General features: G+C 33.3%; 18 protein-coding genes. 2 read left to right on the top strand and 16 right to left on the bottom strand.

The window, feature by feature from the left end; translation table 11 throughout:
• Positions 1-20 precede the first annotated feature (20 nt).
• The 14 genes from FC80_RS03495 to cdaA form a co-directional block, all read right to left on the bottom strand.
• Positions 21-881, bottom strand: a complete 861-nt coding sequence (locus FC80_RS03495; RefSeq protein ID WP_057828762.1) for a class II fructose-bisphosphate aldolase — start codon at positions 879-881, stop codon at positions 21-23.
• 135 nt (positions 882-1016) lie between these two features.
• Positions 1017-1172 carry a FeoB-associated Cys-rich membrane protein gene (locus FC80_RS09735; protein ID WP_083486917.1) on the bottom strand — a complete coding sequence of 52 codons (156 nt, stop codon included), beginning with the start codon at positions 1170-1172 and terminating at the stop codon, positions 1017-1019.
• Positions 1169-3295 (bottom strand): ferrous iron transport protein B, encoded by a 2127-nt coding sequence (gene feoB, locus FC80_RS03490; RefSeq protein ID WP_057828761.1) that lies wholly within the window; start codon positions 3293-3295, stop codon positions 1169-1171. The genes FC80_RS09735 and feoB overlap by 4 nt, the downstream gene beginning before the upstream one ends.
• Positions 3292-3771, bottom strand: coding sequence for a FeoA family protein (locus tag FC80_RS03485; RefSeq protein WP_057828760.1), 480 nt, complete (start codon positions 3769-3771; stop codon positions 3292-3294). Before FC80_RS03485 ends, feoB begins: the two co-directional genes overlap by 4 nt.
• Before the next feature lie 197 nt (positions 3772-3968).
• On the bottom strand, positions 3969-4643 hold the full coding sequence (gene phoU, locus FC80_RS03480) for a phosphate signaling complex protein PhoU (RefSeq protein ID WP_057828759.1): 675 nt from the start codon (positions 4641-4643) through the stop codon (positions 3969-3971).
• A gap of 16 nt (positions 4644-4659) precedes the next feature.
• Positions 4660-5415, bottom strand: coding sequence for a phosphate ABC transporter ATP-binding protein PstB (pstB, locus tag FC80_RS03475; protein ID WP_057828758.1), 756 nt, complete (start codon positions 5413-5415; stop codon positions 4660-4662).
• An 11-nt stretch (positions 5416-5426) separates the two neighbouring features.
• Complete coding sequence (pstB, locus tag FC80_RS03470) at positions 5427-6236, bottom strand: phosphate ABC transporter ATP-binding protein PstB (RefSeq protein ID WP_057828757.1); 810 nt, start codon at positions 6234-6236, stop codon at positions 5427-5429.
• Between the two features lie 12 nt (positions 6237-6248).
• Positions 6249-7136 (bottom strand): phosphate ABC transporter permease PstA, encoded by an 888-nt coding sequence (pstA, locus tag FC80_RS03465; protein ID WP_057828756.1) that lies wholly within the window; start codon positions 7134-7136, stop codon positions 6249-6251.
• A 1-nt stretch (position 7137) separates the two neighbouring features.
• Positions 7138-8055, bottom strand: coding sequence for a phosphate ABC transporter permease subunit PstC (pstC, locus tag FC80_RS03460; RefSeq protein WP_057828755.1), 918 nt, complete (start codon positions 8053-8055; stop codon positions 7138-7140).
• A gap of 131 nt (positions 8056-8186) precedes the next feature.
• Entirely contained in the window at positions 8187-9092 is a 906-nt protein-coding gene (locus FC80_RS03455; protein WP_057828754.1) for a phosphate ABC transporter substrate-binding protein, read from the bottom strand.
• Positions 9093-9224: 132 nt separating this feature from the next.
• On the bottom strand, positions 9225-9533 hold the full coding sequence (locus FC80_RS03450) for a hypothetical protein (RefSeq protein ID WP_057828753.1): 309 nt from the start codon (positions 9531-9533) through the stop codon (positions 9225-9227).
• A gap of 732 nt (positions 9534-10265) precedes the next feature.
• The gene (gene glmM, locus FC80_RS03445) at positions 10266-11615 is read right to left on the bottom strand and encodes a phosphoglucosamine mutase (protein WP_057828752.1); all 1350 of its coding nucleotides are present in this window, start codon (positions 11613-11615) and stop codon (positions 10266-10268) included.
• A 36-nt stretch (positions 11616-11651) separates the two neighbouring features.
• The gene (locus tag FC80_RS03440; protein WP_057828751.1) at positions 11652-12737 is read right to left on the bottom strand and encodes a CdaR family protein; all 1086 of its coding nucleotides are present in this window, start codon (positions 12735-12737) and stop codon (positions 11652-11654) included.
• On the bottom strand, positions 12734-13576 hold the full coding sequence (gene cdaA, locus FC80_RS03435) for a diadenylate cyclase CdaA (RefSeq protein ID WP_057828750.1): 843 nt from the start codon (positions 13574-13576) through the stop codon (positions 12734-12736). The genes FC80_RS03440 and cdaA overlap by 4 nt, the downstream gene beginning before the upstream one ends.
• Before the next feature lie 157 nt (positions 13577-13733).
• On the opposite strand from cdaA, the gene FC80_RS03430 reads away from it, so the two are divergent.
• Positions 13734-14432 carry a DUF1361 domain-containing protein gene (locus FC80_RS03430; RefSeq protein WP_057828749.1) on the top strand — a complete coding sequence of 233 codons (699 nt, stop codon included), beginning with the start codon at positions 13734-13736 and terminating at the stop codon, positions 14430-14432.
• A 167-nt stretch (positions 14433-14599) separates the two neighbouring features.
• On the opposite strand, the gene FC80_RS03425 is transcribed toward FC80_RS03430, so the two are convergent.
• Positions 14600-16714: a cation:proton antiporter gene (locus FC80_RS03425; protein WP_057828748.1), complete on the bottom strand. Its 2115-nt coding sequence runs from the start codon at positions 16712-16714 to the stop codon at positions 14600-14602.
• A gap of 88 nt (positions 16715-16802) precedes the next feature.
• Positions 16803-17708 (bottom strand): UDP-N-acetylmuramate dehydrogenase, encoded by a 906-nt coding sequence (murB, locus tag FC80_RS03420; RefSeq protein ID WP_057828747.1) that lies wholly within the window; start codon positions 17706-17708, stop codon positions 16803-16805.
• 232 nt (positions 17709-17940) lie between these two features.
• On the opposite strand from murB, the gene FC80_RS03415 reads away from it, so the two are divergent.
• On the top strand, positions 17941-18471 hold the full coding sequence (locus FC80_RS03415) for a 3'-5' exonuclease (RefSeq protein ID WP_057828746.1): 531 nt from the start codon (positions 17941-17943) through the stop codon (positions 18469-18471).
• Positions 18472-18509: the final 38 nt, after the last annotated feature.

Here is an 18509-nt window from a genome sequence, read left to right as displayed (position 1 = left end):
CGTTTTTTTATTAGCACTAATTAAGCTTCTGGTGTACCAAACCAGTCAATGCGTTCTTTAACAACATCTGTAATAGCTTGTGTACCTGGTGCAAGAAGTTTACGAGGATCGTAACCCTTACCTTCTTCATCTTTACCAGCTTCAATATATTTACGAGTTGCTTCTGCAAAAGCTAATTGGCATTCTGTATTAACATTAACTTTAGAAACACCCATTGCAATAGCTTTTTGAATCTGTTCCTTAGGAATTCCTGAACCACCATGAAGAACAAGTGGAGTTTCAATAACTTCAGCAAGTTCCTTTAAGCGATCGAAGTTTAATCCTGTCCAATTTGCTGGATACTTACCATGGATATTACCAATACCACATGCTAAATAATCAACACCTGTAGCAGCAATTTGCTTAGCTTCTTCAACATCAGCTAATTCACCTGCACCAATAATACCATCTTCTTCTCCACCAATTGAACCAACTTCAGCTTCAACAGTGATACCTTTAGCATGTGCTAAAGCAACAATTTCTTTTGTCTTTTCCAAGTTTTCTTCAAATGGAAGATCATGGCCATCGAACATAACGGATGTATAACCAACTTCAATACATTCCTTAGCAGCTTCGTAGTTACCATGGTCGAGATGCATTATAACAGGAACAGTAATTCCCATTGACTTAACAGTTTGTTGCACCAAGTTAAGGCATAATTCATAACCACCCATGTACTTTGCAGCACCCATTGATGTTTGAATTAAGATTGGTGTGTTAGTTTCTTGCGCAGCAGCAAGAATTGCACGTGTCCATTCCAAGTTGTTTGTGTTGAATGCTCCGACTGCATAGTGACCTGAACGAGCAGCGTCAAAGATTCCATTACCGTTTACGATTGACATAAAACAGCCTCCTAAATTGTATTACTCTTTTGAGTACGTCTATATTCTAACACATTTTTGCAACAATTCTAATTAATATTTGAAAAATTTCACAAAAGAATGACTTACAAAGTTTTTTTAATTAAGTTACTTTAATTATTTTTTTCTACTTTCCTGATGACTATTCACAAGTGGGCACCCTATATCCTCACAGTCATGACACCCACTATTTCCCTTCTTAAAAAAGCGTGCATAGAGAATATAGAAAAAAGCCGTAAATATTATAATTGCTAAAATAATAGTTGCAATCATATTATTGAATCTCCCTTCATTTCATTTTGAATTTTAAACAGCGTATCTTTCTTATCAGTTTTAATAACTAATCCATAAACGAATAATGAGATCACAAAAATAACAAGCAATATAGAATGCCAACTAATTTTACCATTCGCTAGTTGAAAAGTTTGATAAATTAGTACCGAAACCAAATATGCGACAGCTGTTTGATACCCTACTGCTCTTAATGTCCACCTAGCATCCCCATATTCTTTATACATCGTCCCGATGGCTGCAAAACAAGGTGCACAGAGTAAATTAAATGTTAGAAATGAATATCCAGCAACAGCTGAATATGATGTTCTGAGCGTTTCTGTAAAAGCTGCTGAAGATTCACTACCAAATGCAATTCTCAGTGTTCCAACACAGTTTTCCTTCGCAATTAGTCCTGCTAAAACAGCGACAGTTGCATGCCAATCACCAAAACCTAATGGAGCAAATATTGGTGACAAAATAGTACCGAATACTTTTAACATGCTTTGTGCTTGTGGAACAGTTTGCAACTTAAAATTAAAACTTGAAAAGAACCAAATCATAACACACGAAGCAAAAATAATTGTTCCAGCTTTCTTTATAAAACCTTTTGCCCTGTTTATAACTTGATTTGCCACATTTGCTGCCCTTGGAAAATGATAAGTGGGTAACTCCATTACAAATGGCAATGGGGGACCCGAAAAAAGTTTCGTCTTCTTTAAAAAAACTCCTGAACCAATAACCGCTAACATTCCCATAAAATAGGCTGAAGGAGCTACCCAACTTTGATGTGGGAAAAAAGTCCCCGCTATTAGTGCAATTACTGTTAATTTGGCAGAACATGGCATAAAAGTTGTAAGCATAATTGTCATTTTTCGATCCTTTTCATTTTCAATCGTTCTAGTTGCCATAATCCCAGGGACACCACAACCTGTCGAAATTAACATTGGTATAAAAGACTTACCAGACAAATTGAATTTATGAAAAATCCGATCCATAACAAAAGCAATTCTTGCCATATATCCACAGTCTTCCAAAATTCCTAAACAAAGAAATAGCATCATAATTTGCGGTACAAATCCTAAAATCGAGCCCATCCCATTAATTATACCGTCTACTACTAATCCTTGCATCCAGTGTGCAACATCAAGATTTTGTAGCATTGAGGTAGCAAAATTCGGAATCCAGTTCCCAAAAAGTACATTATTGACCCAATCTGATCCCATAGTACCTATAGTTTGGATTGATAGATAGTATATAAACCACATTATCATAATGAAAATTGGTAGTGCAAAAAAACGGTTTGTTAGCACATTATCAATTTTATCACTCATGGTTGCTTTAAAATCATCCGTAGAAATTACCGACATTTCAATTATTTTTGCAATAAAGTCATATCTAGCATTCACTACAATACTGTCACTATTATCGCCAAAAATTTCTTCAGCAGTTTCAATTATTCCGTCAATTTCTTCTTTTTTTTCATCATCTAACTGCAGTTCATCTTTAACTTGCTCATCACATTCAAATAATTTAATTGCATACCAACGTAGATTTTCTTTGCTTACGCTATTCTTGATAGTGTCTTCAATCATACAAAGCGCACTTTCCAAGCGTTCATCATATTCTGGATAAGGATATAAATTCTGTTGTATTTCGATTTCTCTTTCCAATTTTGCCATATTTCTTTTTTTTAAAGCACTAATCCAAACTACCTGTACTGACAATAAATAAGACAATTTATCGATGTTTATCTTCTTACCAGACTTTTCCATTATATCCATCATATTCATTGCCAAAACTACTGGAATTCCTGTTTCCATTAATTGTAATGTTAGATAGAGATTTCTTTCAAGATTTGTTGCATCTAAAACATCTACTATTAGATTTGGGCGCTCTTCTATTATGAATTTTCGAGTAACAACTTCTTCGATGCTATAAGGAGATAAAGAATAGGTTCCCGGCAAATCTTGAATAATTATATTGTCATCTTTTTTTAATTTCCCTGATTTTTTCTCAACTGTTACGCCAGGCCAGTTGCCAATCGTTTGAGTAGAACCCGTAAGAACATTAAAAAGAGTCGTTTTTCCGCTATTTGGATTACCAACTAACGCAATATTTTTCAAATGCCAACACTCCTAACTACAACATAGTCTGCTTCTTCTTTTCGCAAACTTAATTTGTACCCTCTTAATTCAATTTCAATGGGATCACCCAAAGGAGCTATTTGACAAACCTTAATAGGCGTATGGCCTGTCAGCCCCATATCCAATAGTCTCTTTCTTAAAGGCCTTGAACCATTAATCTTTACTGCAACTCCAATATCTCCAATATGTAATTGTGATAATTTTTGCAAATTTTTGTCGATTTCTTCGTTTACATTTATCACAAGCAATTTTCTAGCAAGTGATGAACTTATTGCCAATCTTTGTCCCCGCAAAATAATCACTTTTCCTGAAAACTCATCAGTACCGTTTAGTAAACTAAATGTTACGTTATTCACTATTCCAATTTCGTTGAGTCGCCTAATTATTTTTTTGTCACCTAAAATCTCTGTAATTACATATGTCCCCTTATTTTTAATTTCAGCCAAAGTTTTCAAAATTTACACCTTCTAAATGAGAATCCTTTTCATTTATGTAAAAAATATCATATTTTTTTACCTAGTACAATCATTAACTCAAAAAAAAAAGCGCTACAAACTTGCTAGTTTTGTAACGCTCCTTTGAAATCCACTTTAAAGTCTGAATTATCAGGATTTAAAATGTTCATTTTTTTTAATTTTGCCCGACCAATTAATTATTTTTTTTCCAAATCAGTTGGCCCAAGTTCTACAATTCTTCCTGTATTTGTATATACAATCCATTCTGAAACATTAGTTACATAATCACCCATTCTTTCAAAATGAGTAGCAATTACCATATATTCTGACCCAACACTTACAAAATCAGAATCAGCCTGCATTTCATCTAATGCTTTTTTTCGAACATCTCTTAAATAATTATCATTAAGCTTGTCAGAATCTGCGACAGCCCGAGCCTTTTCTTCATCATTGTGCACATATGCATCAATTACATCTAGCAACATTTTATCAACATGTTTGCTCATCTCTACCAAAATATCTTCAATTTCTTTATTACGATTAGCCTCAGTAATTCTCTTAACTGAGTGTACGATACTTACAGCATGGTCACCAATTCTTTCCAAATCAGAACTTGCCTTCAAAATCGTAATCAAGACTCGTAAATCACTGGCTACTGGCTGTTGTAAAGCAATAACTTGAGCCGTTTTTCTTTCTAGATAAATTTCGCTTTCATTTATTGCAACATCTTTTTGTAAAACTTCCTTAGCTAATTCTTTATCATGTGTTTCAAAAACTTTTGTTGCATTTTCAAGTGACTTTGCAACATCAAAGCCCATTTTAGCAAAATCTTGATGAAGGTTTTCAATTTGTTCTTCTAAAATTTTTCTCATTTAAATTCCCCCTTTTCTATCCAAAACGTCCACTAATATAGTCATCTGTTTCTTGTCTTTGCGGATTTAAAAATACACCCTTTGTTTTACCTTCCTCAATCAATTCTCCATTTAAGAAGAAAGCAGTTCTGTCAGAAATTCGTGAAGCTTGCTGTAAATTATGAGTTACTATGATGATAGTATAATTATCCCTGATTGTTAAAAGCATATCTTCAATTAGTCCGCTCGATACTGGATCCAATGCACTCGTTGGTTCATCTAGCAAAATTACATCTGGCTGAACTGCTAGTACTCTCGCAATACATACACGTTGTTGCTGACCACCAGAAAGTGACAGTGCACTTTTGTGTAAATTGTCTTTGACCTCATCCCAAACAGCAGCTTGCTTTAGGCTTTGTTCCACACGTTCATCTAATATTTGCTTATCCTTAATACCAGCAATTCTTAGTCCATAAGTCACGTTCTCATAAATAGAAAATGGAAAAGGATTCGGTTGTTGAAAAACCATACCAACTTTTTTTCTTAAATCAACTGTATCCATTTTTGGACTATATATGTCCTCACCATTAATCATAATGCTTCCTGTCATTGTTACTGAAGGTATCAAATCATTCATTCGATTAAGAGTTCGCAAATATGTTGACTTCCCGCAACCTGATGGACCAATTAAGGCATTAATTCCCTTATTGGGGAATGATAGGTTGATTCCCTTTAATGCCTCTTTTTTCCCATAATACAGATGTATGTCTTTTGTAGTAATAAATTCTTCCATATTTGTGCCTCCTAGCCAAAGTTCCCGGAAATATAATCATTTGTTGCCGTAACTTTAGGTGTTGTAAAAATGTGCTTTGTCTTATCATATTCAAGAATATGACCTAAGTGAAAAAAAGCAGTATAATCACTAATTCTAGATGCTTGTTGCATATTATGTGTCACAATAATAATTGTATAACGCTTTTTCAATTCCACCAATGTTTCTTCGATCTTACTTGTTGAAATTGGATCCAATGCACTTGCGGGTTCATCTAATAACAAAATATCAGGTTTCATTGCAATCGTACGAGCAATGCATAACCGTTGTTGTTGCCCCCCTGAAAGTGACCAAGCACTTTTATTTAAGTCGTCTTTAACTTCATCCCAAAGTGCTGCATCCTTTAAACTGCTTTCAACAACTTCTTCAAGTTTCTTTTTATCTTTTAATCCTTGTTCTTTTAATGCAAAAGTAATATTTTCGCTAATTGATTTTGAAAAAGGATTAGGCCTTTGAAAAACCATCCCGATGTGTTTTCTCATCTCATAAACATTTATTTTTTTTGAGTTTACATTTAGTCCGCGATACTGAATCTCACCTTCAACTCTGGCAACATTGTCATTCATTCGATTCAAAGATCGTAAGTATGTTGATTTTCCAGATCCTGATGCACCTATTAAAGACGTAATTTTATATCTTTCAAATTCCAAGTCACCATCAAACAATGCATGATTATCCCCGTAAAAAACCTGCAATTTTTTGGTCGCAATCGCGATTTCATGCTCATTTGAATCAAATTTTAAGATATTTTTTTCATTAAAGTCATACTTATTAATTCCCATTTCTAAATCCTCCTATTTTGTTGCTGTTAACTTACGATATAACCGATTTCCAATTAATCGGGCAGAAAAATTAAAAATCAAAACAGCAATAATCAAAACAGCAGATGATCCAGCTGAAACCGCTGCAGCATCGGGCATAACACCTTCAGAATTAATTTTCCAGATATGAACTGCTAAAGTCTCAGCTGGTCTCATTAAATTAAGAGGGCTTGTTGAATTAAAAGGATTCCAGTTCCCAAAATTAATGTTTGTTGCACTTTGACCTGCCGTATAGATTAATGCAGCAGCCTCACCGAAGACACGACCAGCTCCAAGTACAACACCAGTTATAATTCCAGGAAGGGCTTCTGGCAAAATTATTTTAGTAACAGTTTTCCATTTTGAAAGTCCAAGGGCCAATCCAGCTTCCCTTTGCAAATCTGGTACAGAGCGCAAAGACTCCTCAATATTTCTGGTCAATAAAGGAAGGTTAAAAAATGTTAACGCAATTGCTCCAGATAGAATTGAAAAACCCATATCCATTTGAACAACAAATAATAAAAAGCCAAACAAACCGACAACAACAGATGGAAGAGAGCTTAAAACTTCAATCGCCATACGTACTGTTGCTGTAAAGAAATTTTTTGGTGCGTACTCAGACAAAAAAATCCCTGCACCTAAAGAAATTGGAAATGAAATTATTAACGTTAAAATCAATAAATAAATTGAATTAAATAGCTGTACTCCAATTCCCCCACCACTGGTAAAGGACTGCGATGGAGCAGTTAGAAAGTGCCAAGAAATATGAGGAACACCTGATATTAAAATATCTCCTAATAAAAAAGCAAGAATCAAAACCACAAGTGCTGCAATAATTCGAATAACAGTAATAGCTATATTATTCTGTAATTTTGTTTTCATGTTACATTCTCCCTTTGCGACCAATGAATCTTACAATTATGTTGAAAATCAATGACATTAATAACAACATCAAAGCTAATGACCAAAGAGCATTGTTTCCAACCGTACCCATAACAGTGTTTCCGATTCCCATTGTAAGAACACTGGTTAAGGTAGATGCAGGTGCTAACAACCCTTTTGGCATAATTGCAGCATTCCCAATGACCATTTGTACAGCCAGTGCCTCACCAAAAGCACGTGCCATCCCAAAAATAATTGCTGTTAAAATACCTGAAGTTGCCGAACGAAGCAACACTTTATAAATTGTCTGCCATTTGGTTGCACCTAATGCTAAAGAAGCTTCTTTATAGTACCTTGGAACTGCACGTAAGCTATCCACAGTCATCGACGTAACTGTGGGTAATACCATGACAAAAAGAACAAATGCCCCAGATAAAATTCCATAGCCCGAACCACCAAAATGTATTCTAACAAATGGAACAACAACTGATAATCCAATAAAACCATAGACAACAGAAGGAATTCCAACTAATAACTCAATAACACTTTGAAGTAACTTTTCGCCTTTTTTTGATGCCACTTCTGTCATATATAATGCAGTTCCAATAGCAAAAGGAGCCGCAAAAATAACAGCAAGAATTGTGACTCCAAAAGAACCTGTTATCATTGGTAACGCACCTAGTAAAGGATTACCTGCTTTATCAGTTGCAATTGGATTCCAGTTAGTTCCGAACAAAAAATCACTAATACTTGCCTTATTAACAATAAATGTAGCCAAACCTTTAGATGCTACAAATGCAAAAATTGATAAAACAACAATTACAATTAATGCTATACATGAATAGGATAAAATCTTACCAATTATATCTTGTCTTGTTTCTTTAGAGGTGCTTTGTATCTTATTTTTGATTGGGTCCATAAAAAATCACCTTTCTACCAAAATTTGGGAGTAAGCTAAATGAATTTTCACATAGCCTACCCCCAATAATCATTCATTGCTAACAATTATTCTTAAATTATTATACAATCAAAGACCAAAGTATTACATTACTATTTAATTTCAGTTACCTTGTTATCTGAATCTTTTTGAACTTTCATCTTGCTAATTGAAAGATATCCAAGTTCTTTTACTAAACTCTTTTGAACTTTGTCTGATTTCATGTAATCGAGAAATGCTTTTGTTGCAGCATTAGGTTTACCCTTTGTATACATGTGTTCGTATGACCAAATCTTCCATTTGTTTGTAATAACATTAGCATCAGTTGGTTTAACACCATCAAGTGACAATGCTTGCACATCAGAAGTAATATATGAGAAAGCTAAGTAGCTAATTGCACCTGGTGTTTCTGAAACCATCTTTTGAACTGTCCCATTAGAATCTTGTTCTTGAGACTTAGCTGCAGTTTGACCGTCCATAACATTTGTTTCAAATGTTGCACGTGTTCCACTACCTTCAGCACGATTAATCAAGACAATCGATTGGTCTTTTCCGCCAACTTCTTTCCAGTTAGTGATTTTTCCTGTGAAGATATTACGTAATTGTTTCATTGTTAAGTTAGTTACACCAACATTTTTGTTGACAACAGGCGCCATCCCTACAACAGCAACTTTGTTATCTTCAAGTTCACTCGCTTTAATACCATCACTTTGTTGTGCGAAGATATCAGAGTTACCAACTGTTACTGCCCCGGCTTGCACTTGGCTCAAGCCAGTACCAGACCCACCACCTTGGACAGTGATACTTACTTTAGAATTATCTGTTTGAAAATTCTCTGCTGCCTTTTCTACCAATGGTTGTAAAGCAGTTGATCCAACAATTGTAATCTTTCCAGAAACTGCTTTACTTGATGCAGATGATGATGATGACGATGATGAACCTGAATTAGCTTTCCCACATCCAACAAGAATAGCTGAAGCGGCAATAATAACAGTAGCAATTTTGGTGATCTTTTTCATTTTTTTCTTCTTCCTTTCGTTGTTACAAGTATTATTCTATTACCTGAATGTAAAGTTAAACGTCACTTTATTGTAACGTTTGTGTAAATGAATGTTTTTTTTACTATCTTTTTTAAATTTTTGAACATAAAACTAAGAAATATGATTCTCAATTAAAATTTGTTTAACAATTTGTTCGATATCCTCTGTCCGTTTCCATTCTTCAAAATGGTCAAAGTTCTCATTAGGCATATAAAAATTCTTGTTGATATAATTTTCATAGGCAATAACGTTTGAAGAACGTGGAATATTTAACTGTAAAATCCTAACATTTTTTATCATACCTCTTTGAACAGCTAGCTCTGCTCTGCCATTTTGTACCATATTTGAGATTTCAAAAAACTTAGTATTATTGTTTCTTGTTATTTCCTCAATTAAGGTTAGTATTTCATTACTCTTCATAATTTATAATTCCCACCTTTTCATGAATAAGTATAGATTTTCCAGCATTGTTTAGTCAACCAATTATCGATCCATATTTAATTTAGCTACACTATCCAGAAGCTACCTAGAAAATATATTATATTTCACTCATTATTGATTTATATAGTCCAATTGTTTCAAAATTAATCATAATTATTGATATTATTTAGACCATTAAATATCCATAAAAAAAGAAGCCTAGAAATTAAAAATTTCAAGGCTTCTGGCATAAGAGAGAAAGAGAATTGATTAGAAGGTAAAAAGTAATTACCTTACATAAGTTATATTACTTCCTTTTGTAAGCGTTGTCAACAAACTTATCACTTTTTTTATTTTTTTTTTGGAATATACTGTAAGTTAACTGTTCAATCTTATTTCATCGGGGGATTATTAACTTGATAAATTCAAAACAATTTAAATTCAGTTTTTTTTTAGGCGCAATCTTATGTCTTATGAGATTTATTATTTCTATTTTAAGTCAATACAGTGCAACACTCAAAATTTTGAACATAGGTTTTATGTTATTTCAAACTAAATATTGGTTTATTCCTTTAATTTTAATTGTCTTATTTTATATTTTTATTTCTCTTATACTATATTTACTTTTGCGCTTAATTAATGTCGGAATAAATTTCTTTGTTAACTAAAAAAAGATTAGCCAAGAATAAAACCTTGGTTAATCTTTTTTGATACTACCAATTAAAATTTAATCTAAATACCCATTTCTGCATTAACGACATCGACAATTTTCATTACGTATTCATGAACCTTTTCTTTAGTTTCGGCCTCTGCCATTACTCTTAAAAGATTTTCCGTCCCACTAGGTCGTACTAATACACGCCCTTCAGACCCCATAGCCGTTTGAACATCAGCAATTACTTTTTTTATTGCCATATTTTCCAAAGCTATTTTTTTATCCGTTACCTTTACATTAATCAATTCTTGCGGATAAGTTATCACTTCACTAGCTAGCTCTGATAATTTCTTTCCTGTCTTTTGAACTACATTAAGTAGTTGTAAAGCTGTAAGCATCCCATCACCTGTTGTATTAAAATCTAAAAAAACAACATGCCCAGATTGCTCTCCCCCAAGATTATAGCCAGACTTGCACATCTCTTCCACTACGTAACGGTCTCCAACTTTTGTTTTGACAGATTGTAAATTTTGCTTTTCCATTGCCTTGTATAAACCGATATTACTCATAACTGTTGTCACAATTGTATCTTTTTTTAATCTTCCACGTTCACTTAAGTATTTACCACAAATATACATAATTTTATCGCCATCAACAATATTACCTAATTCATCAACTGCAATACATCTGTCCCCATCACCATCAAAAGCGACTCCCAGTTGTGCTCCCTTTTCAACAACAAACTTTGCTAATTCTTCAGGATGTGTCGATCCCACAGCTTTATTTATATTTAAGCCATCAGGTTCAGTTGCCATGGTATCAAAATCCACATTTAAATCTGCAAATAGTCTTGAAATAAGTCCACTTGTAGCCCCATTTGCACCATCAACTGCAATATGAATTCCTTCTAAGTTATCTGGAATGGTTTGCTCCAAAAATTGTGTATACTTCAATACGCCTTCATGATAATCGCTTAACGTTCCAAGCCCGTTTGCAGATGGTCGTGGTAGATTATCTACTTCTTCTTCTAAAAGTTCTTCTATCTCAGCTTCTTTTTCATCCGAAAGTTTATATCCATCACCACCAAAAAACTTAATTCCATTATCCTCCACAGGATTGTGCGATGCTGAAATCATAATGCCTGCATCAGCATCTTGAACTCTTACTAAATAGGCGACCCCAGGTGTTGTAATAACCCCTAATGAAAATACTTCAATCCCTACTGAAAGTAACCCAGCAATCAAAGCCTGTTCCAACATTTGCCCAGAAATTCTTGTATCGCGTGCTACCAGAACCCTAGGTGGCTTAGTATCACTTGCATGCTTAGTTAACACATAACCACCGCAACGTCCCAATTTAAAGGCAAGCTCTGGGCTCAGCTCTTTGTTAGCAATACCTCTTACACCATCTGTACCAAAATATTTCATTTTAAATAATCCTCATTTCACTACTAATTTTATTTATTAATCCCCATTACTCGCTGAACTCTGTGAAGATGTTTGAGTATTACTTTCCAAATTAGACTCACTGGACGTTGCAGATGAACTAGACGTCTCACTTACCGAGTTATCAGTTTGCGAAGAAGTATCATCAGTAACACTAATTTTAACATCTAAACTTTTTGGTTGAACAATTGCTACTCCATTATTTAATGAAGAAAGTGTAATGTTTTTAGTTGTAGTACTCGAAATTCCTCCGATTGGAACTGTTACTTTATACGAAGAAACACCATCTAGCTGGCTTTTTGTTCCAGAAAGAGTCACTGTTTTTATCGAACTACTGAAATTGTAATTTTTATTAGCCTCTCCGTTACCACTCGCAATAAATTGTATTGGGACCTTTTTGGTAGTAACTTCACTGTAGATTGGGATTTTAACATTTACAGTTTGTGGCGAAATTACCACGTTGAGAATTTTACCCTTATCATCTATTGCTTGCAACAAAACAGACTGATTAAATGTTTGTTTTTTGCCCTTAGATAACTGAACTGCCGCGACAACATCTGCTATTTTATCAACTTGTGATGCTGCTCCTGTAACACTAACAACATCTGGACTTGCTGTTGAACTCCCAATTTTATAATTATTAGCTACTCTTTGCCTATCATAACTTACCTGCACGGGAAATGACTTAGTTTTTCTAGGGCTTATCGTCACTTTGATTTTTCGAGGGCTAATTGTATAATCAACATCACTGTTTAGTCCCGATTGCTTTAGTGTCACTTCATGAGTACCTGCCTTTAAATCAGTTAAATCAGCGTAAATTTTAAAATTCCGAGTATTTGTAAGTGTAGTAATCATTGCCTTTGAGCCCGAAACTTTAACCTTCACATTCTCCGGATATCCAGTAACAAAATATTTATTGCTATTAACTTCTAGTTGCAGTCCAACTTTCATAGTTGCCGATGCGTTTGCAAGCATTGTAGAGTCCGTATTATTCCTAGTGCTACTCAATTTATCTTCGTTTGTGTAAGAAAAAAGCAAAACTGCAAATACTAACGCAACTATTTTATAGAAAAGAGGAGAATCGAAAAATTTATTGAAATTCATTTTTTCTTTCCTCCCTCAAACACATTAACCAGAAAAGCAAAAAGTTTGTTTTCTTTTCTATTTTCATTTTCTACTATAAATTCTTTATTTAAAAGTTTCAAATAATCTTCTCGTGTTAAATCTCTTAACAATTCATTATTTTTAGTAATCGTTACTCCACCAGTCTCTTCCGAGACAACTATTGTAAGTGCATCTGTAACTTCACTAATTCCAACTGCTGCCCTATGCCTAGTACCCAATGCCTTAGGGATTAGATTACTTTCTGAAAGTGGTAAATAAGCAGCAGCTACAGCTATTTTATTTTCCCTAATGATTACCGCACCATCATGTAAGGGTGTGTTTGGTATAAATATATTAATTAACAATGCTCCCGTTATATCCGCATCAAGGCTGATGCCTGTTTCAATGTAATCCTCCAATCCAGTCTTTTTTTGTATTGTCATTAATGCTCCTATTCGTCGCTTTGACATATATTGAATTGCTGTATCTAATGCTTTAATCATATTTTTTTCATTTTCATTTTGTTTCTTATTATGAAAAAAAATAGACCCTCTACCAAGATGTTCGAGACCGCGACGAATTTCAGGTTGAAAAATAATTATAATTGCAATAAAACCCCAATTAATTATTTGATCAGTCACCCAAGAAACCATTTGCAAATCAAAAAACCAACTTATTAATTTTATTACAATTATTACAATTACACCCCTGAACAATTGGACCGCTTTAGTTCCTCTAAGTAGCATCATTAATTTATATATAACATACCACACAACTAAAATATCTACTATATTTGCTACAATTTGCCATGAGAAAAGGCTGCCCCATGCAATACTCATCATTTTACCTCCTAAGAAATTTAAATTAATTATAGCACAAATATCTGACTTTCAGTTAAGCAACAAATAGTTAAAAAATCCCCAAAATCTATATTAAACCTTCTTTTTTTTCTAATTATTATGTATTATTGTATTTAATAGAAATTAGGTGAATTTTATGTCAACATTAAATAAATGGATTGTCCGTTTTGCTTTTTACATTTATATGCTGTATATCTATTTGACAGTAGCATCACATCATGAAGTGTATAGTTTCCTTTTGTTAAACACATTTTTAGGCTATATTCCTATTGAATTAGCAATGCATATCGATATTCAAAAGAAAAAGCCAACACTGGTCACATTAATAATTTTATGGCTTTTGTTTTATCCAAATGCTCCTTATGTCATAACAGATCTTTTTCATCTTGCTATGTTGGACCCTTATAATAGTTCCACGGGCCTCATGGAATTCAATCTACACTTGTGGTTAAAATTTACAAATTTAGTAGCGAGTGCTTTTGGTTGCTCTTTAATGGGCTTTTGGAGCTTAGAACATGTAGCAGATATTATCTTAATTAAATTTAAACTTTGGTCAAAACACAATAAAATTATCCTCGTGTTAACTTTGATAATATTTTCTTCAATTGGTATTTATATTGGAAGATTCCTAAGATTGCATACAGCATATCTCTTTATTGATCCTAAACAGGTTATACCTCAAATCATTCAAATGTGGAATCCAAAAATGCTTGTTTTCATTGGCTTTATGACAATTATCCAATTAATTTTCTTTTTTGCTTTTGCAATTACTCGGAATTCTTTAGCTAATAATCAAAAATTAATAAAGGAAAACCGAAGTAGCTCCCAAAAATAATACCGAACAATAGCAAGAGATAATTCTATAATTTGAATATTTGACTAGTGCTTGGTAAGTCCCAATTTATGGAGATCGTTTACACCAAATGAAAAAAATCAAGGAGCAACTCAAAAGATACTTTTTGAACTTCTCCTTGATTTTTATTTTAAACATCATAATTTTTATTAATTTGGTAATGTAGCAGCCCGTAAATTCAAGCTTTCTTCATGATTAATGTATTGTCTTAAACTAATTGCTGCTTGATGATTAATATACCCTTGCTCTACCAAATACTGTAACGCAGTTCTTTGTGCGGCAATGGATATAAATCTTAGTTTTCTTATCTGCTCTTGATAATCACCACCTGTTGGTTCATCTTTGCTCTTTTGCTTTTCAATTGTACTTCTATAAGTAATAATCATGTGATATATTACTTCACGATTTATTTTCTTTTCATTGACCTCTGGATTCTTTATATATTCAGAAAGTGATTTAATTGCTGCTTTAGCAATTGAACGTTCGACAAGTCTAACTTCTACCCCGTATTTTTCATCCTGTCTTACACCAATCCAAAGTGATATCGAGCGCCAAAATTTTCTTATTGATTCAATAACAGTTGGAAAAGGCCATTCTTGCTGAACTTTTGCTTTGTAATCAGCCTGTTTTATTTGGCCTTTTAGCGACCTATTAAATTTATGATAGACTTTCTCATGAATTTGATTTGACTGTCTAAGCCTTTCTAATTCCTTTATTTGCCCTCTCAAAGCTACTTTATGTAATTTAATCTCATCTGAAGTAGCTGCAGCTGTTAGATCATCAGTATATTCATTTATTTCAAGTCTTTTTATCATAAACTGATATTCTAAAATCAAATGATAGACAGCTAATTCATTGCCTCCACGCCGTTGTTCTTCTATACTTCGAACTGCAGTTTTAAGAATATACAATTTTGCTTTATTGCTATTAATTTCTGGTTGTTCTTCTTCCTCATCATCGCTAGATGTTTCTAAGACTTTACTGGCATCCAAATCACCTAACCCACCACGAGTTTCTAAGGCACTATCTCCTGAAATAAATGGTAAAACTACTATTGCTGCAACCATACTTAATATAATGACACCAGCTGCAATAAAAAGAACCAATGATCGTTCTGGAAAGGGTTCACCAGAGGCGACTTGTGTTGGAATTGTAAGCGCACCAGCCATTGTGATTGCTCCACGAACACCTGAAATTCCAGATAACAAAGCAACTTTTAGCCTTTCCTTAACCGATTTTTCTCTTGCATCTCCTGTAAAAAGTTGATAGCAATAAGTCCAAATCATTCTAATTAATAAAAGTATTAACCACATTAAAAAAACAAAGAATATCGCTGAGAAGGTATTTACATCTTCATTCTCAATTGTTCCTCTCATTGCAACTGGGAGCTCCACTCCTAAAATTGTGAACATTATACCGTTTAGTAAATAAACAATTAAATCCCACATTCTTTCGCTAACAATATTAATCTCTGGTTGTATTCTGATAAAAGAATTACGCTTTGAAGCAAATACAACACCTGCAACAACTACTGCTATCACACCAGAAGCATGAAAAGATTCTTCTGTTAATAGATATATAATAAATGGTACACACAATTGAAGTACCGTGTTGAATACGACATCATTAAATCCTTTTACAATTAGCCATTCAATAATTAATACAACAATTGTTATTAACACAAAACCAGAAATAAAACCGACTATTCCAAAATAAAATAGCTCTACGACTGCTGTCTTCAACGAAAAATATCCAGTAACTGCCACCATCACTGCATATTTAAATCCAATAAGGCCACTGGCATCATTAATCAAACTCTCTCCACTCACTAGGTGCAGAATACTGTCAGGCAATTTAACTTGTTTAGATATTGAATGTACAGCAACTGGATCAGTTGGTGCTAAAATTGCAGCTAGTGCTATTCCAACTGGAAGAGGTAATGCTGGTATTATTAGATGTATTAAATATCCACCAATAATCATTGTAATAAAAACTAAAATAATTGCATTATTAAAAATAGCTCCCTTTAACTTCCATAACTCTTCTTTCGGAAATTTTCGTCCATCATTGTACAATAATGGTGCGATAAAAAGTAGCAAAAACCAGCTAGATTCTAAATCAATTTTTACATTAAAAATAAGTGCAGCAAGTGTGCCTAAGGCAATTTGAATTAAGCTAACTGGAATATATTTAAAATAATGATTTATTAGGTTTGATAATAAAACTAATAATACGAGCCCTATAACTGTCTCAACAATCGACATTCATCTAACACCTCCATCTATTATTATTACAAAAAGTTGACTAAAAAAAAAGGAGTCTGCTAATGTTTTTGCAAAACTCCTACTTAACTTATTTTTCACCAATGATTCTTACTTCTGTTTGTAACTCCACTTTAAATTTTTGTTTAATAATTTTCTTTACATGATTTATCACTGCGATATAGTCAGAAGCAGTTGCATTCCCACGATTAACAATAAATCCTGCATGCTTTAAAGAAATTTGCGCACCACCTATCATAAATCCCTGTAATCCAGCATCATGAATTAGCTTACCGGTATAGTACCCAGCAGGTCTTTTAAAAACACTACCACAAGAAGGATATTCAAGTGGTTGTTTCGCAGCCCTTAAAAAATTAAATTCATCCATTTTTTCTCGAATGTCTTTTTTTTCACCTTTTTTTAAACTAAAACTTGCACTTAAAACAATATCTTCTTCTTCTTGGATTCTACTATGTCTGTAAGAGAACTTCATTTGTTCGTTATTGTATCTTATTATTTTACCTTCTTTGTTTAAAACTTCTACCTCACTAACAAGTTGACTAATATCTCCGCCATAGGCACCAGCATTCATAAAAACTGCTCCGCCCACGCTCCCTGGTATTCCAGCAGCGAATTCTAATCCACTTAAGCCATGATTGTATCCACTCTCAGAAACATCAATTAATGAAGCGCCTGCCTGAGCATTAATCTGATAATCCACGACATTAATTTTATTAATTTTAGACAAAATTATAACTAATCCTCTGATGCCTTTTTCCCTAACAATCAAGTTGCTTGCATTCCCAATAATAGTCACTTTAATTTTATATTTTTTTGCCAAGTTAACCATCTCAGAAATATCTTTATATTCTGTTGGAAATGCAAGAAATTCAGCTGGTCCCCCAGTTTTCGTATTTGTATAATTTGCTAAAGGCTCCTCCATTTTAATTTTACCTTCTGCAAATTTTTCTTCAAATAATTTTGGTTCTACTGTCATTCTATAGACTCCTCATTTGTTATTTTGATTAATCTTAACACTTTTTTATTCACACTAGATTTAAATCGTTACCTTACTTCTATTTTATAAAAATTCATATCTAATAGTGCTAATAAACCATTTATCTAATCAAATATTAATATATTTGACTCTCACACCTCTCTTCTATAAATCAAGTCTTTCTGTTAAACTTAACTCATAACTAAACTTTTAATGTTAGGAAGATTAAAATATGAATTTTGTTGCACTGGATTTTGAAACAGCCAATTCAAGCAGAAATAGCGCTTGTTCGATTGCACTTACTGTAGTCAAAAACAATCAAATAATTGATGAACTTTATTCGCTGATAAATCCACAAGTTCCATTTTATTGGAAAAATACTCAAATACATGGAATCACCGAAAAACAAGTTTCATCAGCTCCAACTTTCGCCGAACTTTGGCCACATATTTCCGGTTTTTTTTCTAAAGAAAAACTCGTTGTTGCACATAATGCTAGCTTTGATTGCAGTGTTTTAACTCATACACTTCAATTCTATGACTTACCTGTTCCTAACTATTTGATACTTGATACACTCACGACATCTAAAAATTTATTTACTATGGATAACTACAAGCTTAATACAGTATGTTCAAACCTTGGAATTACTTTGGATCACCATCACAATGCCCTAAATGACAGCCAAGCCTGTGCTAATATTCTACTATATCAACTCAAAAAATACGGTGTAGCCACATTATCTGACTTTATCAAATCAAAATAACTTTTTAAGAATAAAAAAAGAGTTAATATAGCAATCTC

This window comes from Liquorilactobacillus cacaonum DSM 21116, from assembly GCF_001436735.1.
In the GTDB taxonomy this organism is placed as follows: domain Bacteria; phylum Bacillota; class Bacilli; order Lactobacillales; family Lactobacillaceae; genus Liquorilactobacillus; species Liquorilactobacillus cacaonum.
This window is presented reverse-complemented; position numbering and strand designations above follow the sequence as displayed.